General features: G+C 55.5%; 15 protein-coding genes, 4 tRNA genes, 3 rRNA genes and 1 riboswitch. Of the genes, 18 read left to right on the plus strand and 4 right to left on the minus strand.

Annotation, left to right across the window (positions count from 1 at the left end; translation table 11 throughout):
- Positions 1-63 precede the first annotated feature (63 nt).
- Complete coding sequence (gene oxyR / locus C1N60_RS00520; RefSeq protein ID WP_021506826.1) at positions 64-981, plus strand: DNA-binding transcriptional regulator OxyR; 918 nt, start codon at positions 64-66, stop codon at positions 979-981.
- Here oxyR and sthA read toward each other — a convergent pair.
- Entirely contained in the window at positions 964-2,364 is a 1,401-nt protein-coding gene (gene sthA, locus C1N60_RS00525) for a Si-specific NAD(P)(+) transhydrogenase (protein ID WP_021506825.1), read from the minus strand. The two genes, oxyR and sthA, sit on opposite strands and share 18 nt — an antisense overlap.
- A 193-nt stretch (positions 2,365-2,557) precedes the next feature.
- Here sthA and fabR point away from each other — a divergent pair, with 193 nt between their 5' ends.
- Entirely contained in the window at positions 2,558-3,202 is a 645-nt protein-coding gene (gene fabR, locus C1N60_RS00530) for an HTH-type transcriptional repressor FabR (RefSeq protein WP_031279587.1), read from the plus strand.
- 18 nt (positions 3,203-3,220) lie between these two features.
- Positions 3,221-3,577 (plus strand): YijD family membrane protein, encoded by a 357-nt coding sequence (locus C1N60_RS00535; protein ID WP_021506823.1) that lies wholly within the window; start codon positions 3,221-3,223, stop codon positions 3,575-3,577.
- A gap of 34 nt (positions 3,578-3,611) precedes the next feature.
- On the opposite strand, the gene trmA is transcribed toward C1N60_RS00535, so the two are convergent.
- Positions 3,612-4,715 (minus strand): tRNA (uridine(54)-C5)-methyltransferase TrmA, encoded by a 1,104-nt coding sequence (gene trmA / locus C1N60_RS00540; RefSeq protein ID WP_058775573.1) that lies wholly within the window; start codon positions 4,713-4,715, stop codon positions 3,612-3,614.
- Positions 4,716-4,827: 112 nt separating this feature from the next.
- Positions 4,828-5,009, plus strand: a riboswitch (cobalamin riboswitch).
- Between the two features lie 68 nt (positions 5,010-5,077).
- On the opposite strand from trmA, the gene btuB reads away from it, so the two are divergent.
- The 9 genes from btuB (at position 5,078) to C1N60_RS00585 (ending at position 13,744) form a co-directional block, all read left to right on the plus strand.
- The gene (gene btuB / locus C1N60_RS00545; protein WP_150059713.1) at positions 5,078-6,958 is read left to right on the plus strand and encodes a TonB-dependent vitamin B12 receptor BtuB; all 1,881 of its coding nucleotides are present in this window, start codon (positions 5,078-5,080) and stop codon (positions 6,956-6,958) included.
- Entirely contained in the window at positions 6,903-7,754 is an 852-nt protein-coding gene (gene murI / locus C1N60_RS00550; RefSeq protein ID WP_040679621.1) for a glutamate racemase, read from the plus strand. Before btuB ends, murI begins: the two co-directional genes overlap by 56 nt.
- Before the next feature lie 394 nt (positions 7,755-8,148).
- A 16S ribosomal RNA gene (locus tag C1N60_RS00555) occupies positions 8,149-9,690 on the plus strand.
- A gap of 74 nt (positions 9,691-9,764) precedes the next feature.
- Positions 9,765-9,841: transfer RNA gene (locus C1N60_RS00560), tRNA-Ile, on the plus strand.
- A gap of 149 nt (positions 9,842-9,990) precedes the next feature.
- Positions 9,991-10,066 (plus strand) — tRNA-Ala (locus C1N60_RS00565).
- Positions 10,067-10,264: 198 nt separating this feature from the next.
- Positions 10,265-13,170 (plus strand): 23S ribosomal RNA (locus C1N60_RS00570).
- Between the two features lie 197 nt (positions 13,171-13,367).
- Positions 13,368-13,483, plus strand: a 5S ribosomal RNA gene (rrf, locus tag C1N60_RS00575).
- Together the 16S, 23S and 5S rRNA genes with 4 tRNA genes alongside form the textbook arrangement of a ribosomal RNA operon.
- Before the next feature lie 100 nt (positions 13,484-13,583).
- Positions 13,584-13,660: transfer RNA gene (locus tag C1N60_RS00580), tRNA-Asp, on the plus strand.
- An 8-nt stretch (positions 13,661-13,668) separates the two neighbouring features.
- A tRNA-Trp gene (locus tag C1N60_RS00585) sits at positions 13,669-13,744 on the plus strand.
- A gap of 104 nt (positions 13,745-13,848) precedes the next feature.
- On the opposite strand, the gene hdfR is transcribed toward C1N60_RS00585, so the two are convergent.
- On the minus strand, positions 13,849-14,670 hold the full coding sequence (gene hdfR, locus C1N60_RS00590) for an HTH-type transcriptional regulator HdfR (protein ID WP_394521264.1): 822 nt from the start codon (positions 14,668-14,670) through the stop codon (positions 13,849-13,851).
- Positions 14,671-14,791: 121 nt separating this feature from the next.
- Here hdfR and C1N60_RS00595 point away from each other — a divergent pair, with 121 nt between their 5' ends.
- Positions 14,792-15,130, plus strand: a complete 339-nt coding sequence (locus C1N60_RS00595) for a DUF413 domain-containing protein (protein WP_021507919.1) — start codon at positions 14,792-14,794, stop codon at positions 15,128-15,130.
- A 28-nt stretch (positions 15,131-15,158) separates the two neighbouring features.
- Here the strand turns inward: C1N60_RS00595 and C1N60_RS00600 are convergent, their stop codons facing one another.
- Complete coding sequence (locus tag C1N60_RS00600; protein WP_058775137.1) at positions 15,159-16,679, minus strand: YifB family Mg chelatase-like AAA ATPase; 1,521 nt, start codon at positions 16,677-16,679, stop codon at positions 15,159-15,161.
- Positions 16,680-17,007: 328 nt separating this feature from the next.
- Between C1N60_RS00600 and ilvL the strand changes: the two genes are divergently transcribed.
- The 5 genes from ilvL to ilvD all read left to right on the plus strand — a co-directional run bounded on the left by ilvL (position 17,008) and on the right by ilvD (position 22,016).
- Positions 17,008-17,106 carry an ilv operon leader peptide gene (gene ilvL / locus C1N60_RS00605; RefSeq protein ID WP_071813600.1) on the plus strand — a complete coding sequence of 33 codons (99 nt, stop codon included), beginning with the start codon at positions 17,008-17,010 and terminating at the stop codon, positions 17,104-17,106.
- Between the two features lie 149 nt (positions 17,107-17,255).
- Positions 17,256-18,902 (plus strand): acetolactate synthase 2 catalytic subunit, encoded by a 1,647-nt coding sequence (gene ilvG, locus C1N60_RS00610; RefSeq protein WP_021507917.1) that lies wholly within the window; start codon positions 17,256-17,258, stop codon positions 18,900-18,902.
- Positions 18,899-19,156 (plus strand): acetolactate synthase 2 small subunit, encoded by a 258-nt coding sequence (gene ilvM, locus C1N60_RS00615; RefSeq protein ID WP_008106624.1) that lies wholly within the window; start codon positions 18,899-18,901, stop codon positions 19,154-19,156. Before ilvG ends, ilvM begins: the two co-directional genes overlap by 4 nt.
- Before the next feature lie 18 nt (positions 19,157-19,174).
- Complete coding sequence (locus C1N60_RS00620) at positions 19,175-20,104, plus strand: branched-chain amino acid transaminase (RefSeq protein WP_021507916.1); 930 nt, start codon at positions 19,175-19,177, stop codon at positions 20,102-20,104.
- A 61-nt stretch (positions 20,105-20,165) separates the two neighbouring features.
- Positions 20,166-22,016 (plus strand): dihydroxy-acid dehydratase, encoded by a 1,851-nt coding sequence (gene ilvD, locus C1N60_RS00625; protein WP_136547210.1) that lies wholly within the window; start codon positions 20,166-20,168, stop codon positions 22,014-22,016.
- Positions 22,017-22,022 lie beyond the last annotated feature (6 nt).

Here is a 22,022-nt window from a genome sequence, read left to right on the forward strand (position 1 = left end):
AGGGCTAATCGTTCATTGCTATTCTATCTATCGCCACGGGCTATCGTGGTTTGGAGGCTATCAATGAACATTCGTGATCTGGAATATCTGGTTTCGCTGGCGGAACATCGCCACTTTCGTCGTGCCGCTGATGCCTGTCATGTCAGCCAGCCGACCCTGAGCGGGCAGATTCGCAAGCTGGAAGATGAACTGGGTGTGATGCTGCTGGAACGGACCAGCCGTAAGGTGCTGTTTACTCAGGCTGGACTGCTGCTGGTGGATCAGGCGCGAACCGTGCTGCGTGAAGTGAAGGTACTGAAGGAGATGGCTAGCCAGCAGGGCGAAACCATGTCCGGGCCGCTGCACATTGGTCTGATTCCGACCACCGGTCCCTATCTGCTGCCGCATATTATTCCGATGCTGCATCAGACCTTCCCGAAACTCGAGATGTATCTGCACGAGGCGCAAACGCAGCAGCTGCTGGCGCAGCTCGACAGCGGTAAGCTCGACTGCGCGATTCTGGCGCTGGTAAAAGAGAGCGAAGCTTTTATTGAAGTGCCGCTGTTTGATGAGCCGATGAAGCTGGCGATCTATCAGGATCACCCGTGGCACGATCGCGATCGCGTGCCGATGTCGGATCTGGCCGGTGAGAAACTGCTGATGCTGGAAGATGGTCACTGTCTGCGCGATCAGGCGATGGGCTTCTGCTTCGAAGCCGGCGCTGATGAAGATACCCATTTCCGCGCGACCAGTCTGGAAACGCTGCGCAACATGGTAGCAGCCGGCAGCGGTATTACTTTGCTGCCGTCGCTGGCGGTACCGAATGAGCGCGTGCGTGATGGCGTGTGCTATCTGCCGTGTTATAAACCGGTGCCGCAGCGCACCATCGCGCTGGTGTATCGTCCGGGATCGCCTCTGCGCAGCCGCTATGAGCAGCTGGCAGAAGCAATTAAAACCCACATGCAGGGTTACCTGGACCGTTCGTTAAAACAGGCGGTTTAAGCCGTTTAACGCCGCCACGCGGTAGGCTTCGGCCATGGTGGGGTAGTTGAAGGTAGTGTTCACGAAATACTCAATCGTGTTACCGCCGTTCTTCTGCTCCATGATGGCCTGGCCGATGTGAATGATCTCCGCCGCACGCTCGCCAAAGCAGTGAATACCCAGAATCTCTTTGGTTTCGCGGTGGAACAGGATCTTCAGGCTGCCGACGTGCATGCCGACAATCTGCGCGCGTGCCAGATGCTTAAACTGTGCACGGCCCACTTCATACGGCACTTTCATCGCCGTCAGCTGCTGTTCGGTTTTGCCGACGGAGCTGATTTCCGGAATGGTGTAAATCCCGGTTGGGATATCTTCAATCAGGTGCGCGGTGGCTTCCCCTTTGATGATCGCCTGCGCGGCAATGCGGCCCTGATCGTAAGCGGCAGAGGCCAGGCTCGGGTAGCCAATCACGTCGCCCACCGCATAGATATGCGGCTGTGCGGTCTGATACATGCTGTTCACTTTCAGCAGTCCACGGCCATCGGCTTCCAGCCCGACGTTTTCCAGCGCCAGTGAATCGGTATTACCGGTACGGCCGTTAGCGTACAGCAGGCAATCGGCTTTGACCTTTTTGCCGGACTTGAGGTGCATGATGACGCCATCGCTGACACCTTCAATCTTCTCAAACTCTTCGTTGTGACGAATCACCACGCCGCTGTTCCAGAAGTGATAAGAGAGCGAATCAGACATCTCCTGATCGAGGAACGCCAGCAGGCGATCGCGGGTGTTGATCAGGTCAACCTTGACGTTAAGACCGCGGAAAATCGACGCATATTCACAGCCAATCACGCCCGCACCATAAATGATGACGTGGCCGGGTTCATGATGCAGGTTGAGGATGGAGTCGGAGTCGTAAATGCGCGGATGGGTAAAATCAACGTCCGCCGGGTGATACGGGCGGGAACCACAGGCGATGACAAACTTCTCTGCGGTTAAGCGCTCGCGCGTGCCGTCTGGCTGTTCCACTTCGATGGTGTTGGCATCAACAAAATGGGCGTCGCCCTGATAAAGCTCACAGCGGTTACGCTCGTAAAAGCCCTGACGCATGGCAGTCTGCTGGCTGATGACGTTCTCAGTATGATTCAGAATGTCGGCGAACGAGGAGCGCAGGAGTCGGGTGTGATCGCTATAGAGAGGGTTTTGATTAAACTCGATGATACGGCTGACAGCGTGACGCAGAGCTTTGGAAGGGATGGTTCCCCAGTGAGTACAACCGCCGCCGATGTTGTGGTAGCGTTCGATCACTGCAATGCGCGCTCCCTGCTTCACCAGCCCCATCGCCGCACCTTCGCCGCCCGGACCGGAGCCAATCACAATGGCATCGTAATCGTAAGACTTTTGCATACCAGTACGTCCTATGTTTCTATACATTTTTACAACGAGATTCTAACATCTCGCCGCGCACATCTGAATTCTAACAGCGTAAATAGGCAAAGTTTGACAATCAGTGAGGTTAACAGGCGGTCACAAACTTTGCGCCGCTGTACGCTGAAAAGTTTGTTATAGTGCCTGCCTGATTACTCACAAGGCCGGGAAAATGGGCGTTCGAGCGCAACAAAAAGAACGTACACGACGTTCACTGATTGAAGCGGCATTCAGTCAGTTAAGTGCAGAAAGGAGTTTTGCCAGCCTGAGTTTACGCGAAGTGGCACGCGAAGCCGGCATTGCACCGACCTCGTTTTACCGTCACTTTCGCGATGTGGATGAACTCGGCCTGACGATGGTCGATGAAAGTGGCCTGATGCTGCGCCAGCTGATGCGCCAGGCGCGCCAGCGCATTGCCAAAGGCGGCAGCATCATTAAAACCTCGGTCGCCACGTTTATGGAGTTCATCGGGAACAATCCCAACGCTTTTCGTCTCTTACTACGCGAGCGCTCCGGCACCTCAGCGGCCTTCCGTGCGGCGGTCGCGCGGGAGATTCAGCATTTTATCGCTGAACTGGCCGACTACCTTGAGCTGGAAAACCGCATGCCGCGCAGCTTTACCGAAGCGCAGGCGGAAGCGATGGTGACGATTGTGTTCAGCGCCGGCGCGGAAGCGCTGGATGTGGATATCGAACAGCGGCGCAAACTGGAAGAGCGTCTGGTGCTGCAGCTGCGAATGATCGCCAAAGGCGCGTATTACTGGTATCGCCGGGAGCAAGAGCGCCTGGCGGTTACCCTGGAAACCCCCGAAGAGTAATGTGATAAGGATAATGAAATGATTGAGCAAAACCCTCGCGATAAAGGAACGCTGTTACTGGCTTTTATCACCGGTTTAGCTATCAACGGCTCCTTTTCGGTGCTGTTCAGCACCTTTGTTCCCTTTTCGATTTTCCCGCTGATCGCCCTTGGCCTTGCCGCGTGGTGTCTGCATCAGCGCTATCTCAACCGCAATATGCCGGACGGCATGCCTTCGCTGGCGGCGGCATTTTTTCTGCTGGGGATCCTGGTGTACAGCGCGCTGGTGCGTGCCGAATATCCGGATATCGGGTCTAACTTCATCCCGACCATTCTGATGGTGGCGCTGGTGTTCTGGATCGCCATGCGCTTCCGCCGCAGCAAGAACAAGCACTGAAAACAATCACGGGAACCGCAGGGTTCCCGTTTTTTTAGGCTTTTCGCGTCAGTAACACACCGCATTCCATATGGTGGGTGTAAGGGAACTGGTCAAACAGCGCCAGCCGCGTGACGGTATGCGTGGCACTCAGTACGCTGAGGTTGTCGCACAGCGTCTGCGGATTACAGGAAATATAGAGAATACGCGGATAGGCCTGCACCATCTTCACCGTCTCGTCATCCAGCCCGCTGCGCGGCGGATCGACAAAGATGGTCTCGCACTGATAGCTATTGAGATCGATGCCTTCCAGACGGTTAAAGCTGCGCACGCCGTTCATCGCCTGGGTAAACTCTTCGGCTGCCATACGAATAATTTGCACGTTGTCGATGTGGTTGGCCGCGATGTTGTACTGCGCCGAAGCCACCGACGGTTTGGCGATTTCCGTCGCCAGTACGCGGCGGAAGTTACGCGCCAGCGCCAGTGAAAAGTTGCCATTGCCACAGTACAGCTCCAGCAGATCGCCGCGCGAATCTTGCGTCACGTCCAGCGCCCACTCCAGCATTTGAATATTCATCGCCGCATTCGGCTGAGTGAAGCTGTTCTCCACCTGACGATAGATCATCTCCTGACCGGCCACCGGCAGGCGCTCATCGACGTAATCGCGATCGAGGCAGATTTTGGTTTTCGTGGCACGGCCAATCAGCTGCACATCAAACCCTTCTGCACGCAGACTATCGCGCAGCGCAGTCGCGGCTTCGGTCCAGTCGGCTTCCAGCTTGCGGTGATACAGCAGCGAGATCACGATCTGGTTGCTGAGGGTGGAGAGATAATCGATCTGGAACAGTTTGAAACGCAGCGCACGATTATCGCGGATCGCGGCGATCAACTTTGGCATCAGCGTATTGATCAACTGGCTGGCCGCCGGAAACTGATCGACGCGGATACGCTGTTTGGTCTCTTGATCGAAGATGATGTGATAAAGATCGTCACCGTCGTGCCAGATGCGGAATTCGGCGCGCATACGATAGTGGCTGACCGGCGAGCGGAACACCTCCACGTCGGGCGCTGCGTAGGGGGCCATCATCGCCTGTAAGCGGCTGACTTTTTCCGCCAGTTGCGCGTCGTATTGTTCTATCGGGAGTTGTTCGGGTGTCATCTTCAATCCTGGTGTTAAGCCTGCCTGCCGGGCGATTGTAGGCATTCACCTGCTGATGTCCAGTCCCGGACAGTGCAGGAAGGCTGGCAGTCTGGATTTCCGGCCTTCTTAAACGTAGACTGCGGCTGCCGGCCTCCTTGAGTTAAAAGGGAATCCAGTGTGAATCTGGAGCTGACGCGCAGCGGTAAAAGAATGTCGTGGTGATCGCAATTGCAGACACTGTCCTGGCGGATGGGAAGTCTTCACCACTTATGATTCCCAGCCCGAAGACCTGCCGGTGTGACGTCGCAACTTCTGAGATCATCGCGTGCTATCGATCCCGGACCTGCGGCATCCTGCTTCGTCTTTTGGATGCTATAACAATGAAAACAACACACGCTTCGCTGTTTGCCTTTAGTGCAACGGCGTTGTCACTCTGGGCGCAATCTGGCTACGCGCAGCAGAATGATGATACGCAAATCGTTACCGCTAACCGGTTTTTGCAGCCGGTTTCCTCCGTTCTCGCGCCGACGACAGTCGTGACCCGCGACGATATCGATCGCTGGCAGGCGAAAAGCCTGACGGACGTCATGCGTCGCCTGCCTGGCGTGGACATCGCGCAGAACGGTGGCCTCGGCCAGTTGAGCTCGCTGTTTGTGCGCGGTACCAACTCCAGCCACGTACTTATACTCATCGACGGTATCCGGCTAAACCAGGCGGGTGTGTCCGGATCGTCTGATTTAAGCCAGATTCCGCTTTCTCTGGTCCAGCGCATCGAATATGTGCGCGGTGCGCGCTCGGCGGTGTATGGTTCCGATGCGATTGGCGGCGTGGTGAACATCATCACCGGTCGTGATAAGCCGGGCACGACGCTGAGCGCGGGCGTGGGCTCGAAAGGCTATCAAAACTATGAAGGTTCTACCCAGCAGCAGCTGGGCGCAGCCACAACGCTGACCATGGCGGGCAACTACACCTATACGCGCGGCTATGATGTAGTGGCAAACCTGCCGGATGTGTATGGCGATCCGGCGCAGAAAGATCGCGATGGCTTCATGAACAAGACACTGTATGGCGCGCTGGAGCACCAGTTCAGTGACGGGCTGAGCGGCTTTGTCCGCGGCTACGGTTTTGACAACCGTACGGCCTACGATGGCACCTACAGCTACGATAACAGTTTCAACATCAACGGATTAAACGATACCCGTCAGCTCTACAGCCAGACCTGGGACAGCGGCCTGCGTTACAGCAACGACATTTATTCGACGCAGCTGATCGCCAGCTACAGCCGCAGCAAAGACTATAACTATGATCCGCGTACAGGCCGCTACGGCCCGTCGACCACGCTGGATGACAGCAAGCAGTACAATGTGCAGTGGGGCAATACGTTGCAGGTGGCGCAGGGCAGCGTAAGCGCGGGTGTGGACTGGCAGAAACAGACCACGGAACCCGGCACCGCTTACGTGGCTGACAGCACCGAACTGCGTAACACCGGCATCTATGCCACCACCCAGCAGCAGCTGGGCAGCGTAACGCTGGAAGGCGCGGTACGCGGTGACGACAACAGCCAGTTTGGCTGGCACGGCACCTGGCAGGGCGGGGCGTCATGGGCGTTTGTTGATGGCTATAGCGTGTTTGCCAATTACGCGACGGCGTATAAAGCGCCTCGTCTCGGCCAGTTGTATGGTTCTTATGGCAACAGCGATCTGAAGCCGGAAGAGAGTAAACAGTGGGAAGCGGGCTTCTCTGGCCTGACCGGGCCGGTAAACTGGCGCGTATCCGGTTATCGTAACGATATCGATAATCTGATTGATAGCGATCCCACCACCTATATCTATTACAACATCGATAAAGCGCGCATTAAGGGCGTAGAAGCCACGGCGTCGTTCGATACCGGTCCGCTTAGCCATCAGATTTCTTACGACTATGTCGATGCGCGCGATGCTGAAACCGATCAACCGCTGGTGCGCCGTGCGAAGCAGCAGGTGAAATACCAGCTCGACTGGACGATTTATGAGTTTGACTGGTCACTGACCTATCATTATCTCGGCGATCGCTATGATACGGATTACAACCACTCCTTTACCCCGCAGCGCGTCAAACTGGGCGGTGTAAGTTTATGGGATCTGGCAGTTTCGTATCCGGTCACATCACAGCTCACCGTTCGTGGTAGAATTGCCAACCTGTTCGATAAAGACTACGAGACAGTGTATGGCTATCAAACTCCAGGAACGGAGTACTATCTCAGCGCCAGCTACAGCTTCTGATCTGCGCCCCACCGTGCTGGTGTTTGACTCCGGCGTCGGTGGGCTCTCCGTCTATGATGAGGTCCGGCAACTGCTGCCGGGCCTGCACTATCTCTATGCCTTCGATAATGCCGGCTTCCCTTACGGTGAAAAAAGCGAAGAGTACATTGTTGAGCGGGTCGTGGCGGTGGTGGAGGCTATCGTGCAGCGCGTGCCGCTGGCGTTAGTGGTCATCGCCTGTAACTCCGCCAGTACTGTATCGCTGCCAGCATTGCGTCAGCGCTTTGAATTCCCGGTCGTTGGCGTCGTGCCAGCGATTAAACCGGCGGCCCGTCTGACGCGTAACGGCGTAGTCGGCCTGCTGGCCACGCGCGGCACGGTGAAACGACCTTACACCCATGAGCTGGTGGCGCAGTTTGCGCGCGAATGTAAAATCGAAATGCTGGGGTCGGCGGAACTGGTCGAACTGGCGGAAGCCAAACTGCACGGAGAAACGGTGTCGCTGGACGATGTGCGTCGCGCAGTACAACCGTGGCTGCGTATGAAAGAGCCGCCGGATACCGTGGTGCTGGGTTGTACCCATTTCCCGCTGTTACGTGAAGAGCTGCAGCAGGTGTTGCCTGATGGCACCCGGCTGGTGGATTCGGGCGCAGCCATTGCACGGCGCACTGCCTGGTTGTTAGAGCACGAAGCGCCTCAGGCGCGTTCCAGCGGACAGAATGTGGCATTTTGTACGCGTATGGATGACGAAGTGGTGCAATTATCACCGGTTTTGCAGCGTTATGGCTTCCCGCTGCTGGAAAAACTGGCGATTTGACGGGCTTTCGCCGAAAAAAACAGCACTCGAAAATTAATTTGCATTTAGCCCTTGTCAGCCCGAAAGAACTCCCTATAATGCGCCTCCACTGACACGGCACAACGGCTTACGAAGCGCCCTGTTAGTGAGGTGGCCCTTAACGGCAACCTTCAGAAAAGCAAAAATAAATGCTTGACTGAGAAAGCGGAAAGCGTAATATACGCATCCCGCGCCGCTTGAGAAATCGCGGCACTGCTCTTTAACAATTTATCAGGCAATCTGTGTGGGCACTCGCAGGATTGATATCAACGTCTCCGGACGTAAAAAATATCAAGTCTTTGCTGAGTGAACACGTAATTCATTACGAAGTTTAATTCACAGAGCATCGCTGCACTCGTTGCAGCAAATCAAACTTAAATTGAAGAGTTTGATCATGGCTCAGATTGAACGCTGGCGGCAGGCCTAACACATGCAAGTCGAACGGCAGCACAGAAGAGCTTGCTCTTTGGGTGGCGAGTGGCGGACGGGTGAGTAATGTCTGGGAAACTGCCCGATGGAGGGGGATAACTACTGGAAACGGTAGCTAATACCGCATAACGTCGCAAGACCAAAGTGGGGGACCTTCGGGCCTCACACCATCGGATGTGCCCAGATGGGATTAGCTAGTAGGTGGGGTAATGGCTCACCTAGGCGACGATCCCTAGCTGGTCTGAGAGGATGACCAGCCACACTGGAACTGAGACACGGTCCAGACTCCTACGGGAGGCAGCAGTGGGGAATATTGCACAATGGGCGCAAGCCTGATGCAGCCATGCCGCGTGTATGAAGAAGGCCTTCGGGTTGTAAAGTACTTTCAGCGGGGAGGAAGGCGGTGAGGTTAATAACCTCGCCGATTGACGTTACCCGCAGAAGAAGCACCGGCTAACTCCGTGCCAGCAGCCGCGGTAATACGGAGGGTGCAAGCGTTAATCGGAATTACTGGGCGTAAAGCGCACGCAGGCGGTCTGTTAAGTCAGATGTGAAATCCCCGGGCTTAACCTGGGAACTGCATTTGAAACTGGCAGGCTTGAGTCTCGTAGAGGGGGGTAGAATTCCAGGTGTAGCGGTGAAATGCGTAGAGATCTGGAGGAATACCGGTGGCGAAGGCGGCCCCCTGGACGAAGACTGACGCTCAGGTGCGAAAGCGTGGGGAGCAAACAGGATTAGATACCCTGGTAGTCCACGCCGTAAACGATGTCGACTTGGAGGTTGTGCCCTTGAGGCGTGGCTTCCGGAGCTAACGCGTTAAGTCGACCGCCTGGGGAGTACGGCCGCAAGGTTAAAACTCAAATGAATTGACGGGGGCCCGCACAAGCGGTGGAGCATGTGGTTTAATTCGATGCAACGCGAAGAACCTTACCTGGCCTTGACATCCAGAGAACTTAGCAGAGATGCTTTGGTGCCTTCGGGAACTCTGAGACAGGTGCTGCATGGCTGTCGTCAGCTCGTGTTGTGAAATGTTGGGTTAAGTCCCGCAACGAGCGCAACCCTTATCCTTTGTTGCCAGCGGTTCGGCCGGGAACTCAAAGGAGACTGCCGGTGATAAACCGGAGGAAGGTGGGGATGACGTCAAGTCATCATGGCCCTTACGGCCAGGGCTACACACGTGCTACAATGGCGCATACAAAGAGAAGCGACCTCGCGAGAGCAAGCGGACCTCATAAAGTGCGTCGTAGTCCGGATTGGAGTCTGCAACTCGACTCCATGAAGTCGGAATCGCTAGTAATCGTAGATCAGAATGCTACGGTGAATACGTTCCCGGGCCTTGTACACACCGCCCGTCACACCATGGGAGTGGGTTGCAAAAGAAGTAGGTAGCTTAACCTTCGGGAGGGCGCTTACCACTTTGTGATTCATGACTGGGGTGAAGTCGTAACAAGGTAACCGTAGGGGAACCTGCGGTTGGATCACCTCCTTACCTGAAGATACCTTCCCGCGAAGTGCTCACACAGATTGTCTGATAGAAAAGTAACGAGCAGAAAAAACCTCTACAGGCTTGTAGCTCAGGTGGTTAGAGCGCACCCCTGATAAGGGTGAGGTCGGTGGTTCAAGTCCACTCAGGCCTACCAGATTTCTTCTCATGCCGCGTTATGTTTCCGGCTCGCATAGTTCACTATGCTTCGCGAAAACATGCCTTGCCTGAGACGAAATCACATTTCCCGTGTGAGAAATGTGACTCCTGGTGAGTGGTAGTAGATGGTCTCTGCAGTGACTGTATGGGGCTATAGCTCAGCTGGGAGAGCGCCTGCCTTGCACGCAGGAGGTCAGCGGTTCGATCCCGCTTAGCTCCACCATTACAGTACTGAAACTTACTTCAGAGTATACCGGCGACGGTGTGCTGCGAAGTATTTGCTCTTTAACAATCCGGAACAAGCTGAAAATTTGAAACGACGCGTCGTATTCATTCTCCGTAATAAGAATGAAATCACGATGCGTTCGGGTCTCTCAAATGCTTGCAGTCTGCAGCGTTGCAAAACGCCTGTGGGTTGTGAGGTTAAGCGACTAAGCGTACACGGTGGATGCCCTGGCAGTCAGAGGCGATGAAGGACGTGCTAATCTGCGAAAAGCGACGGTAAGGTGATATGAACCGCTACAGCCGTCGATGTCCGAATGGGGAAACCCAGTGTGTTTCGACACACTATCGTTAACTGAATACATAGGTTAACGAGGCGAACCGGGGGAACTGAAACATCTAAGTACCCCGAGGAAAAGAAATCAACCGAGATTCCCCCAGTAGCGGCGAGCGAACGGGGAGCAGCCCAGGACCTGAATCAGCTTGTGCATCAGTGGAAGCGTCTGGAAAGTCGCGCGATACCGGGTGACAGCCCCGTACACGAAGATGCATGAGCTGTGAGTCCGACGAGTAGGGCGGGACACGTGGTATCCTGTCTGAACATGGGGGGACCATCCTCCAAGGCTAAATACTCCTGACTGACCGATAGTGAACCAGTACCGTGAGGGAAAGGCGAAAAGAACCCCGGCGAGGGGAGTGAAACAGAACCTGAAACCGTGTACGTACAAGCAGTGGGAGCCTACCTGTTAGGTGACTGCGTACCTTTTGTATAATGGGTCAGCGACTTATATTCTGTAGCAAGGTTAACCGCATAGGGGAGCCGAAGGGAAACCGAGTCTTAATTGGGCGTTAAGTTGCAGGGTATAGACCCGAAACCCGGTGATCTAGCCATGGGCAGGTTGAAGGTTGGGTAACACTAACTGGAGGACCGAACCGACTAATGTTGAAAAATTAGCGGATGACTTGTGGCTGGGGGTGAAAGGCCAATCAAACCGGGAGATAGCTGGTTCTCCCCGAAAGCTATTTAGGTAGCGCCTCGTGAACTCATCTCCGGGGGTAGAGCACTGTTTCGGCTAGGGGGCCATCCCGGCTTACCAACCCGATGCAAACTGCGAATACCGGAGAATGTTATCACGGGAGACACACGGCGGGTGCTAACGTCCGTCGTGAAGAGGGAAACAACCCAGACCGCCAGCTAAGGTCCCAAAGTCATGGTTAAGTGGGAAACGATGTGGGAAGGCACAGACAGCCAGGATGTTGGCTTAGAAGCAGCCATCATTTAAAGAAAGCGTAATAGCTCACTGGTCGAGTCGGCCTGCGCGGAAGATGTAACGGGGCTAAACCATGCACCGAAGCTGCGGCAGCGACACTATGTGTTGTTGGGTAGGGGAGCGTTCTGTAAGCCGCTGAAGGTGTGCTGTGAGGCATGCTGGAGGTATCAGAAGTGCGAATGCTGACATAAGTAACGATAAAGCGGGTGAAAAGCCCGCTCGCCGGAAGACCAAGGGTTCCTGTCCAACGTTAATCGGGGCAGGGTGAGTCGACCCCTAAGGCGAGGCTGAAAAGCGTAGTCGATGGGAAACAGGTTAATATTCCTGTACTTGGTGTTACTGCGAAGGGGGGACGGAGAAGGCTAGGTTATCCGGGCGACGGTTGTCCCGGTTTAAGCGTGCAGGTGTGAAGACCAGGCAAATCCGGTCTTCTTTAACACTGAGGCGTGACGACGAGCCGCCACGGCGGTGAAGTAACTGATGCCCTGCTTCCAGGAAAAGCCTCTAAGCTCCAGGTAACACGAAATCGTACCCCAAACCGACACAGGTGGTCAGGTAGAGAATACCAAGGCGCTTGAGAGAACTCGGGTGAAGGAACTAGGCAAAATGGTGCCGTAACTTCGGGAGAAGGCACGCTGGCGCGTAGGTGAAGGGACTTGCTCCCGGAGCCGAGGCCAGTCGAAGATACCAGCTGGCTGCAACTGTTTATTAAAAACACAGCACTGTGCAAACACGAAAGTGGACGTATACGGTGTGACGCCTGCCCGGTGCCGGAAGGTTAATTGATGGGGTTATCCGCAAGGAGAAGCTCTTGATCGAAGCCCCGGTAAACGGCGGCCGTAACTATAACGGTCCTAAGGTAGCGAAATTCCTTGTCGGGTAAGTTCCGACCTGCACGAATGGCGTAATGATGGCCAGGCTGTCTCCACCCGAGACTCAGTGAAATTGAAATCGCTGTGAAGATGCAGTGTACCCGCGGCAAGACGGAAAGACCCCGTGAACCTTTACTATAGCTTGACACTGAACATTGAGCCTTGATGTGTAGGATAGGTGGGAGGCTTTGAAGCGTGGACGCCAGTCTGCGTGGAGCCAACCTTGAAATACCACCCTTTAATGTTTGATGTTCTAACGTAGGCCCGTAATCCGGGCTGCGGACAGTGTCTGGTGGGTAGTTTGACTGGGGCGGTCTCCTCCCAAAGCGTAACGGAGGAGCACGAAGGTTGGCTAATCCTGGTCGGACATCAGGAGGTTAGTGCAATGGCATAAGCCAGCTTGACTGCGAGAGTGACGGCTCGAGCAGGTGCGAAAGCAGGTCATAGTGATCCGGTGGTTCTGAATGGAAGGGCCATCGCTCAACGGATAAAAGGTACTCCGGGGATAACAGGCTGATACCGCCCAAGAGTTCATATCGACGGCGGTGTTTGGCACCTCGATGTCGGCTCATCACATCCTGGGGCTGAAGTAGGTCCCAAGGGTACGGCTGTTCGCCGTTTAAAGTGGTACGCGAGCTGGGTTTAGAACGTCGTGAGACAGTTCGGTCCCTATCTGCCGTGGGCGCTGGAGAATTGAGGGGGGTTGCTCCTAGTACGAGAGGACCGGAGTGAACGCACCGCTGGTGTTCGGGTTGTCATGCCAATGGCACTGCCCGGTAGCTAAGTGCGGAAGAGATAAGTGCTGAAAGCATCTAAGCACGAAACTTGCCCCGAGATGAGTTCTCCCTGACCCTTTAAGGGTCCTGAAGGGACGTTGAAGACGACGACGTTGATAGGCCGGGTGTGTAAGCGCAGCGATGCGTTGAGCTAACCGGTACTAATGACCCGTGAGGCTTAACCTTACAACGCCAGAGGCGTTTTGGTCTGAGAGACCGAAAGAATTTTCAGCTTTGTTCACCGGATTACGTCCAGTGGATTTTGTGCTGTGACAAGGCGGCACGCGAGACGACGGGAAGGAGCATACACGAGTATGTGACTGAGCGGCGCGAGCGGGGCAACGCAGTCAGAGCGCGAAAGACGCGGACGAAAACAGAATTTGCCTGGCGGCAACAGCGCGGTGGTCCCACCTGACCCCATGCCGAACTCAGAAGTGAAACGCCGTAGCGCCGATGGTAGTGTGGGGCCTCCCCATGCGAGAGTAGGGAACTGCCAGGCATCAATTTAAGACCCCTAATCGGGTCGTGACCTTCCCGGTGACGCGGAAAGGGCGAAATACCTGAAATCAGCGACGGTCTGATATCAGTACAGAATCGGTGGAGCGGTAGTTCAGTTGGTTAGAATACCTGCCTGTCACGCAGGGGGTCGCGGGTTCGAGCCCCGTCCGTTCCGCCACCCTAATTAGGGGCGTAGTTCAATTGGTAGAGCACCGGTCTCCAAAACCGGGTGTTGGGGGTTCGAGTCCCTCCGCCCCTGCCAGAAAATAATCCTTTGCTTCGGCAAAGGATTTTTTTTGCCTGAAATTCGGCACAGGCAAGAGCCTGAGTTTCATTTCTTCCACTCAAACTCCCTCATTTATTGCTTCAGTGAGTCAGGACCGGATATTTAAGCAGCTGACGAATGTGTGCCTGTTGATCGCTATTCTGCAGCCATACCGCATATAACGGTCGCACTGCGACAGGTGTGTCTGGAATAACCATCAAATCACTGTAAATGCCGTGCCAGAAATCAGGTAAAAAAGCGCAGGCTCCCGTGGTATGCAGCAATTCGCGGGTCACATGTGCTGAAGTGGTAGTTAATACCGGTACGTCATCACTGGAAAGATAACTTTCATGCTGATGGAAATCCGCGCCCCACTCGAGTTTGATGTAATCATATTTTTCACGCTTTTCAGTTTTGCGTGCGCGAAAGAGCGCGAGTGAAATATGACCGATCTGCTGACTGGTGAGTTCATCCATTTTTGGCGCTTCGGTGGTGATCAGCAAATCGAGCTGACGTTCATGTAACTGCTTGACCAGCAAATGGCGCTGAGCAATACGTGCTTCCAGATACAGGCTCTCCCGGTTCTCGTATAGCGTCTGCAGCCAGGGCGTAAGATACGCTTCCCAGAGCGATGCACTGGCACCGATTGATAGCTCATGGTGCTGCTGGGTATGCGAAACCTCCTTCTTTGCCATCAGCCAGGTACTCATCAGGCTCTCAGCGTAGGGCAATAAGCGCTCGCCTGCTGAAGTCAGCCGGATATTATTGCGGTGGCGGGTAAAAAGATTAACGCCCAGCTGATTTTCCAGCTGACGGATGCGAAAACTAACGGCAGATTGCGTGAGGTAAAGCGCTTCAGCAGCACGCCCGAAATGACGCGTTCTGCTCACTTCGAGGAAAGTTTTCAGTAATTCCGTATCCACAGCATTCTCCCAAAAAATGTTTGTCGTACTGATTTAAATGTTTTGTTTTACACTCTGTCAAGCCTATCTAATACTCCGCGCCATAAATAGCACGGCCATATGAGAATCAGGAGCGTGTAAGATGGCGGACAGCTTCGCAACAACTAATCGTTTCTTTGATAACAAACATTACCCTCGTGGTTTTTCGCGTCATGGTGACTTCACCATTAAAGAAGCTCAGCTTCTGGAACGCCACGGATACGCTTTCAACGAACTGGATCTCGCTAAGCGCGATCCGGAGACCGAAGAAGAGCGTCTGTTTATTGAAGTCTGTCGTGGTCTGCGTGAGCCGCAGACTGAGGCTGAACGTGTCTGGTCAAAATACACTGCACGTATCAAGCGTCCGAAACGTTTTCATACCTTGTCCGGCGGTAAACCGCAGATGGACACGGTGGAAGACTTCAGCGATAGCGACGATTAACATGACGGGGCTGATTTCAGCCCCGTTGTCATTCCAGGCTTTTATGCAGGTAAATCAGTAAACGATCGATACTGCGATATCCCACCGCCTCCTGCAGATGCTGACGCGTAATCTGCCGTTCACCCGCTAAATCTGCGATGGTTCTCGCCACTTTTAAGATGCGCTGCCACGCACGCACCGATAATCCCAGTGCATTCAGGATCTCCTCCAGCCATTCCGCGTCCTGCTGCTGTAACACACAATCACGGGCGATCTCCGGATTCGACAGCTGCGCATTCACTTTGCCCGCGCGTGCCATCTGTATCGCCCGGGCGGCCAGTACGCGGGCGCGCACCTGCGCGCTGGTTTCGCTGTGCTGCTGCTTCTGGCTGAGTGAGCCGCCCGGTAGCAGCGGAATCTCCAGCGACAGGTCGAAGCGATCCAGAAACGGGCCAGACAGCCGGCTGAGATAGCGCAGCACCTGCTGCGGCGTGCAGCGATTATGATTCCCCTGATAATGGCCCGTCGGGCTGGGATTCATTGCACCAATCAGCTGAAAGCGCGCAGGGAAAGTGACTTTGGCGCGGGAACGGGAAATGGCGATTTCACCGGACTCAATCGGTTCGCGTAACGCATCCAGCGCTTTGCGCTCAAACTCGGGCAGTTCATCAAGAAACAGCACCCCATTGTGCGCCAGCGAAATTTCGCCCGGCCGCGGCAGAGATCCTCCGCCGACCAGCGCATACAGCGATGCGCTGTGATGAGGCGCTCTGAACGGCCGTTTACGCCACTGATGATGTAGCGTACCGCTGCTGACCAGGCTGGCAATCGCGGCGCACTCCAGCGCTTCCTGGTCATCCAGCGGCGGCATAATACCAGGCAGTCGGGTTGCCAGCATGGTCTTACCGGTGCCGGGCGGGCCCAGTAGCAACAGGTTATGGCCACCGGCGGCGGTAATTTCCAGCGCGCGCCGTCCCTGCTGCTGGCCAATAATATCGCTCAGGTCCTGCTGCTCGTGCGGCACCGTTTCAGGCTGGTAATGGGCGACCGTCAGCGCCGTCTGGTTATGCAGGAAAGCGCAGATCTCCACCAGATGCTTGCCCACCAGCGTTTCACCCTGTTGTATCAGGCCGACATCCTGTTGATTCTGCTCCGCTAAGACCATCTGACGTCCGGCCTGCAGCGCTGCCATGGCAGCAGGAATCGCGGCCTGAACGCCACACAGCGCGCCGTTTAGCGCCAGCTCACCCAGGAACTCATAATGGGCCAGCTTATCGCCTGGCAGCTGCTCTGAGGCCGCGAGAATGGCGATAGCGATCGGCAGGTCGTAGCGCCCACCCTCTTTAGGTAAATCTGCTGGCGCGAGATTAATGGTGACGCGCTTCGCCGGAAAGGTGAAACCGCTATTAATAATGGCGCTGCGCACGCGTTCGCGGGCTTCTTTGACGGTGGTTTCCGGCAGACCAACCAGTGTCAATGCTGGCAGACCGTTGCTGATATGCACTTCAATCGTCACCAGTGGAGCCTGCACTCCGAGCGCCGCGCGTGTTAATACTTTCGATAAAGACATAACCGCTCCTTGTTGCCTTTATCCTTACTGAAAAAAAAACACACGGCGACCGCTGAAACTATCATCCTGAAGCGGTATTCAGGAAAATCGCTGCGCTTTTCATCCTGTTCATTAATTTTCGCAGCCAGATCGCAAAAGCAAAATAACGGTTGCGTCGCGGGCGTAATGAATAATTATCACAAATGCGAATAACCTTTTACTTACAAAGCGATAACGCACGTCAGCTGCGCGTGTCATAAAATTTTCCGATGAAAATTATTGTAAATCCCCTGCTAACTATGGTAACTCTGTAGGTATTACTTCGAACTAACGAAAAAACAGACGACACATGAAAGCCCTTCTACAAGTGATTAGCCTAGTCGTGATTAGCGTGGTGGTGATTATTAACCCACCGTGCGGGGCTACGCTTGGAGAAAGAAAGGCTTAAAAATCAAGCCTGGAATTCGAAAAACCCCCGCACCGTAAGGTCCGGGGGTTTTTTTTCGACCAGACGAAATATCAGCGAATCAGCGAGGAACAGATTATGAGCAGTAGCATAAAATTCTGTTGTTCCAGCAGGAATACAGGAGAATAACCATGACAGGTGCACAGTGGGTAGTTCAGGCTTTACGCGCGCAGGGTGTCGACACAGTGTTTGGTTATCCTGGCGGAGCAATCATGCCAGTGTACGATGCGCTCTACGATGGCGGCGTGGAACATCTACTGTGTCGTCATGAACAAGGTGCGGTGATGGCAGCGATCGGTTATGCGCGTGCGACCGGCAAAACCGGGGTTTGCATTGCGACTTCCGGACCGGGCGCCACCAACCTGATCACCGGGCTGGCCGATGCGATGATGGATTCCGTTCCGGTTGTCGCCATCACCGGACAGGTCTCTTCAGCGTTTATCGGTACCGACGCCTTTCAGGAGATCGACGTTCTTGGCCTGTCATTAGCCTGCACTAAACACAGCTTTCTCGTTGAATCGCTGGATGATTTACCCTCGGTGATGGCGGAAGCTTTCGCCATCGCGCAGTCCGGCCGTCCGGGACCGGTGCTGGTCGACATCCCTAAAGATATTCAGATTGCCAGCGGTGACCTGACGCCGCACCTGCTGCCGGTTGAAGAAGCACTGAGCCACTCACCGCAGCACATTGCCGAAGCGCGCGCGCTGATGGCGCAGGCGCAAAAACCGATGCTGTATATCGGCGGCGGTGTCGGCATGGCGCAGGCCGTCCCGGCGCTGCGGGCTATGGCGCAGGAGACCGGCATCCCGATGGTTTCTACCCTGAAAGGCCTGGGCAGCGCCGAAGCCAGCAGCGATCTCTATCTCGGTATGCTCGGCATGCACGGCACCAAAGCGGCCAACCTGGCGGTGCAATCCTGTGATTTGCTGATTGCCGTCGGCGCACGTTTCGACGACCGCGTCACCGGTAAGCTGGATACCTTCGCGCCGCACGCCAGCGTCATTCATATCGATATCGATCCGGCGGAATTAAACAAACTGCGTCGCGCTCACGTTTCACTGCAGGGCGACCTCAACCAGGTGTTGCCGGCGCTGAGCATGCCGCTGCAGATCGACGGCTGGCGTACTGAAGTTAAAGCGATGAACGCGGAGTTCGCGTGGCGTTACGACCATCCCGGCGAGGCGATCTACGCGCCGCTGCTGCTGAAGCAATTGTCAGATCGTAAACCTGACAGCGCGGTGGTAACCACCGACGTTGGCCAGCACCAGATGTGGGCGGCGCAGCACATGCGCTTCAGCGCGCCGGAAAACTTCATCACCTCCAGCGGTCTGGGCACTATGGGCTTTGGGCTGCCGGCTGCGGTGGGCGCGCAGGTTGCCCGTCCGGATGACACCGTTATCTGCGTGTCCGGTGACGGCTCAATCATGATGAATATTCAGGAGCTGGGCACCATCAAGCGTAAGCAGCTGCCGGTAAAAATCCTGCTGCTGGATAACCAGCGTCTTGGCATGGTTCGCCAGTGGCAGCAGCTGTTCTTTGATGGCCGCTATAGCGAAACCATCCTCACCGATAACCCCGATTTCCTCACGCTGGCCAGCGCCTTTGATATTCCGGGCCAGCGCATTAGCCGTAAAGATCAGGTCGACGCCGCGATTGATGCTCTGCTGAACAGTGAAGGTCCTTACTTCCTGCATGTTGCGATTGATGAGCATGAAAACGTCTGGCCACTGGTACCGCCGGGTGCCAGCAACGCAAACATGATGGAGAAAACCGTATGAACCAGCATCAATTGTCTATCGAAGCCCGCTTTCGCCCTGAAATATTGGAGCGCATTTTGCGCGTCGTGCGTCACCGTGGCTTCCAGGTCTGCGCGATGAATATGGCGTCCGCCGTCAATGCGGAGAACATTAATATCGAAATGACCGTTGCCAGCCAGCGCTCTGTCGATTTACTGTCTTCGCAGTTAAGCAAACTTATGGATGTCGCCTGTGTCGAGATCCAGCAACAGACAACACAACAAATCCGCGCCTAGTCGCCAAAGGAAATAACAATGAGTACGAAGAAAGCAGACTTTATCTGGTTCAATGGAGAGATGGTTAAGTGGGAAGACGCCAAGGTTAGCGTTATGTCTCACGCACTGCATTACGGCACCTCTGTGTTCGAAGGCGTTCGCTGCTACGACTCACACAAAGGTCCGGTGGTGTTCCGTCACCGTGAACACATGCAGCGTCTGCACGACTCCGCCAAAATTTACCGTTTCCCGATCAAAGCCAGCGTGGATGAGTTGATGGAAGCGTGCCGCGAAGTCATCCGCGTCAATAAACTGAAGAGTGCCTACATTCGTCCGCTGGCCTTTGTCGGCGACGTGGGCCTCGGCGTTAACCCGCCAGACGGCTTCACCACCGATGTGATCATCGCTGCGTTCCCGTGGGGGGCTTACCTGGGTGCCGAAGCGCTGGAGCAGGGCATCAACGCCATGGTTTCTTCCTGGAATCGCGTGGCGCCAAACACCCTGCCAACCGCGGCGAAAGCGGGCGGTAACTATCTATCTTCCCTGCTGGTTGGCAGCGAAGCGCGCCGCCACGGCTATCAGGAAGGTATCGCGCTGGATACCCAGGGTTATATCTCCGAAGGTGCTGGCGAAAACCTGTTTGAAGTGAAAGACGGCATCCTGTTCACCCCACCGTTCACCTCTTCAGCGCTGCCGGGCATCACCCGCGACGCAATCATCAAGCTGGCGAAGGATCTCGGTATCGAAGTGCGCGAGCAGGTGCTGTCACGCGAATCGCTGTACCTGGCGGATGAAGTGTTCATGTCCGGTACTGCCGCAGAAATCACGCCGGTACGCAGCGTGGACGGCATCCAGGTGGGTGAGGGCAAACGTGGCCCGGTGACCACCAAAATCCAGCAGGCGTTCTTTGGCCTGTTCACCGGCGAAACCGAAGACAAGTACGGCTGGCTGGATCAGGTGAATCCATAACAAGACAGTAACGCGGGTGCAGCAGCGCCCGCGTCATTTTTCAGACTGGAGTAAATAGAGCATGCCTAAGTACCGTTCCGCCACCACCACCCATGGTCGTAATATGGCGGGTGCCCGTGCCCTGTGGCGCGCCACCGGAATGACCGACGACGATTTCGGTAAGCCGATTATCGCCGTGGTTAACTCCTTCACCCAATTCGTACCGGGCCACGTGCACCTGCGCGATCTTGGCAAACTGGTTGCTGAGCAAATCGAAGCCGCGGGTGGTGTAGCCAAAGAGTTCAACACCATCGCGGTGGATGACGGTATCGCCATGGGTCATGGCGGCATGCTGTATTCACTGCCTTCACGCGAGCTGATTGCCGACTCCGTGGAATATATGGTGAACGCCCACTGCGCCGACGCCATGGTATGTATCTCCAACTGCGACAAAATCACCCCCGGCATGCTGATGGCCTCGCTGCGCCTCAACATTCCGGTGATCTTTGTCTCCGGCGGTCCAATGGAAGCCGGTAAAACCAAGCTGTCAGACAAAATCATCAAGCTGGATCTGGTGGACGCGATGATTCAGGGGGCGAACCCGAACGTCAGCGATGCCGACAGCGAGCAGATTGAGCGTTCCGCCTGCCCGACCTGCGGCTCGTGCTCCGGCATGTTCACCGCCAACTCCATGAACTGTCTGACCGAAGCGCTGGGCCTGTCGCAGCCGGGCAACGGCTCGCTGCTTGCAACCCACGCCGATCGTAAAGACCTGTTCATCAACGCCGGCAAGCGCATCGTTAACCTGACCAAACAGTATTACGAGCAGGATGATGCGCGCGTGCTGCCGCGTAACATCGCCAGCAAAGCTGCGTTCGAAAACGCCATGACGCTGGATATCGCCATGGGCGGTTCCACCAATACCGTGCTGCACCTGCTGGCCGCCGCGCAGGAAGGCGAGATCGATTTCAACATTTCCGACATCGATCGCCTGTCACGCAAAGTGCCGCACCTGTGCAAAGTGGCGCCGAGCACACAGAAATATCATATGGAAGATGTGCACCGCGCGGGCGGGGTAATCGGTATTCTTGGCGAGCTGGATCGTGCCGGCCTGCTGCACACCGACGTGCGCAACGTGCTGGGTCTCAACCTGCGCGAAACCCTCGATCAGTACGACATCATGCTGACCAAAGACGAAGCGGTGAAGAAGATGTTCCGCGCCGGCCCGGCGGGCATCCGTACTACCCAGGCGTTCTCACAGGACTGCCGCTGGGATACGCTGGATGACGATCGTCAGGAAGGCTGTATCCGCACGCGCGAACACGCATTCTCTCAGGATGGCGGTCTGGCAGTGCTGTACGGCAACATGGCGGAAGATGGCTGCATCGTGAAAACCGCCGGCGTCGACAAAGAGATCCTCACCTTTAAAGGTCCGGCAAAAGTGTATGAAAGCCAGGACGATGCGGTGGAAGCGATTCTCGGCGGCAAAGTGGTCGCCGGTGACGTGGTGGTGATCCGCTACGAAGGGCCGAAAGGCGGTCCGGGCATGCAGGAAATGCTGTATCCGACCACTTATCTGAAATCGATGGGCCTTGGCAAAAGCTGTGCGCTGATCACTGACGGACGCTTCTCGGGCGGCACCTCGGGCCTCTCCATTGGCCACGCATCGCCGGAAGCGGCGAACGGCGGCACCATCGCGCTGGTTAAAGATGGCGACATCATTGAAATCGATATCCCGAATCGTGGCATTAAGCTGGTGGTACCGGATAACGAACTGCATGCCCGTCGTGAAGAAGAGGAAGCGCGTGGCGAAGCGGCTTATACGCCGCACGGTCGTGTGCGTCAGGTCTCCTTCGCACTGCGTGCTTATGCATCGCTCGCCACCAGCGCTGACAAGGGCGCGGTGCGCGATAAGTCTAAGCTGGGAGGCTAATCTCTG

The sequence above is a fragment of the Pantoea sp. SGAir0184 genome, assembly GCF_043544755.1.

What these genes read in the sequence shown, in the direction of transcription:
- murI (WP_040679621.1), top strand. Translation starts at nt 6,903, where the DNA reads ATGGCTATCAAACTCCAGGAACGGAGTACTATCTCAGCGCCAGCTACA.
- ilvD (WP_136547210.1), top strand. Translation starts at nt 20,166, where the DNA reads ATGCCTAAGTACCGTTCCGCCACCACCACCCATGGTCGTAATATGGCG.
- ilvG (WP_021507917.1), top strand. Translation starts at nt 17,256, where the DNA reads ATGACAGGTGCACAGTGGGTAGTTCAGGCTTTACGCGCGCAGGGTGTC.
- ilvM (WP_008106624.1), top strand. Translation starts at nt 18,899, where the DNA reads ATGAACCAGCATCAATTGTCTATCGAAGCCCGCTTTCGCCCTGAAATA.
- sthA (WP_021506825.1), bottom strand. Translation starts at nt 2,364, where the DNA reads ATGCAAAAGTCTTACGATTACGATGCCATTGTGATTGGCTCCGGTCCG.
- C1N60_RS00600 (WP_058775137.1), bottom strand. Translation starts at nt 16,679, where the DNA reads ATGTCTTTATCGAAAGTATTAACACGCGCGGCGCTCGGAGTGCAGGCT.
- fabR (WP_031279587.1), top strand. Translation starts at nt 2,558, where the DNA reads ATGGGCGTTCGAGCGCAACAAAAAGAACGTACACGACGTTCACTGATT.
- C1N60_RS00595 (WP_021507919.1), top strand. Translation starts at nt 14,792, where the DNA reads ATGGCGGACAGCTTCGCAACAACTAATCGTTTCTTTGATAACAAACAT.
- btuB (WP_150059713.1), top strand. Translation starts at nt 5,078, where the DNA reads ATGAAAACAACACACGCTTCGCTGTTTGCCTTTAGTGCAACGGCGTTG.
- C1N60_RS00535 (WP_021506823.1), top strand. Translation starts at nt 3,221, where the DNA reads ATGATTGAGCAAAACCCTCGCGATAAAGGAACGCTGTTACTGGCTTTT.
- C1N60_RS00620 (WP_021507916.1), top strand. Translation starts at nt 19,175, where the DNA reads ATGAGTACGAAGAAAGCAGACTTTATCTGGTTCAATGGAGAGATGGTT.
- oxyR (WP_021506826.1), top strand. Translation starts at nt 64, where the DNA reads ATGAACATTCGTGATCTGGAATATCTGGTTTCGCTGGCGGAACATCGC.
- ilvL (WP_071813600.1), top strand. Translation starts at nt 17,008, where the DNA reads ATGAAAGCCCTTCTACAAGTGATTAGCCTAGTCGTGATTAGCGTGGTG.
- trmA (WP_058775573.1), bottom strand. Translation starts at nt 4,715, where the DNA reads ATGACACCCGAACAACTCCCGATAGAACAATACGACGCGCAACTGGCG.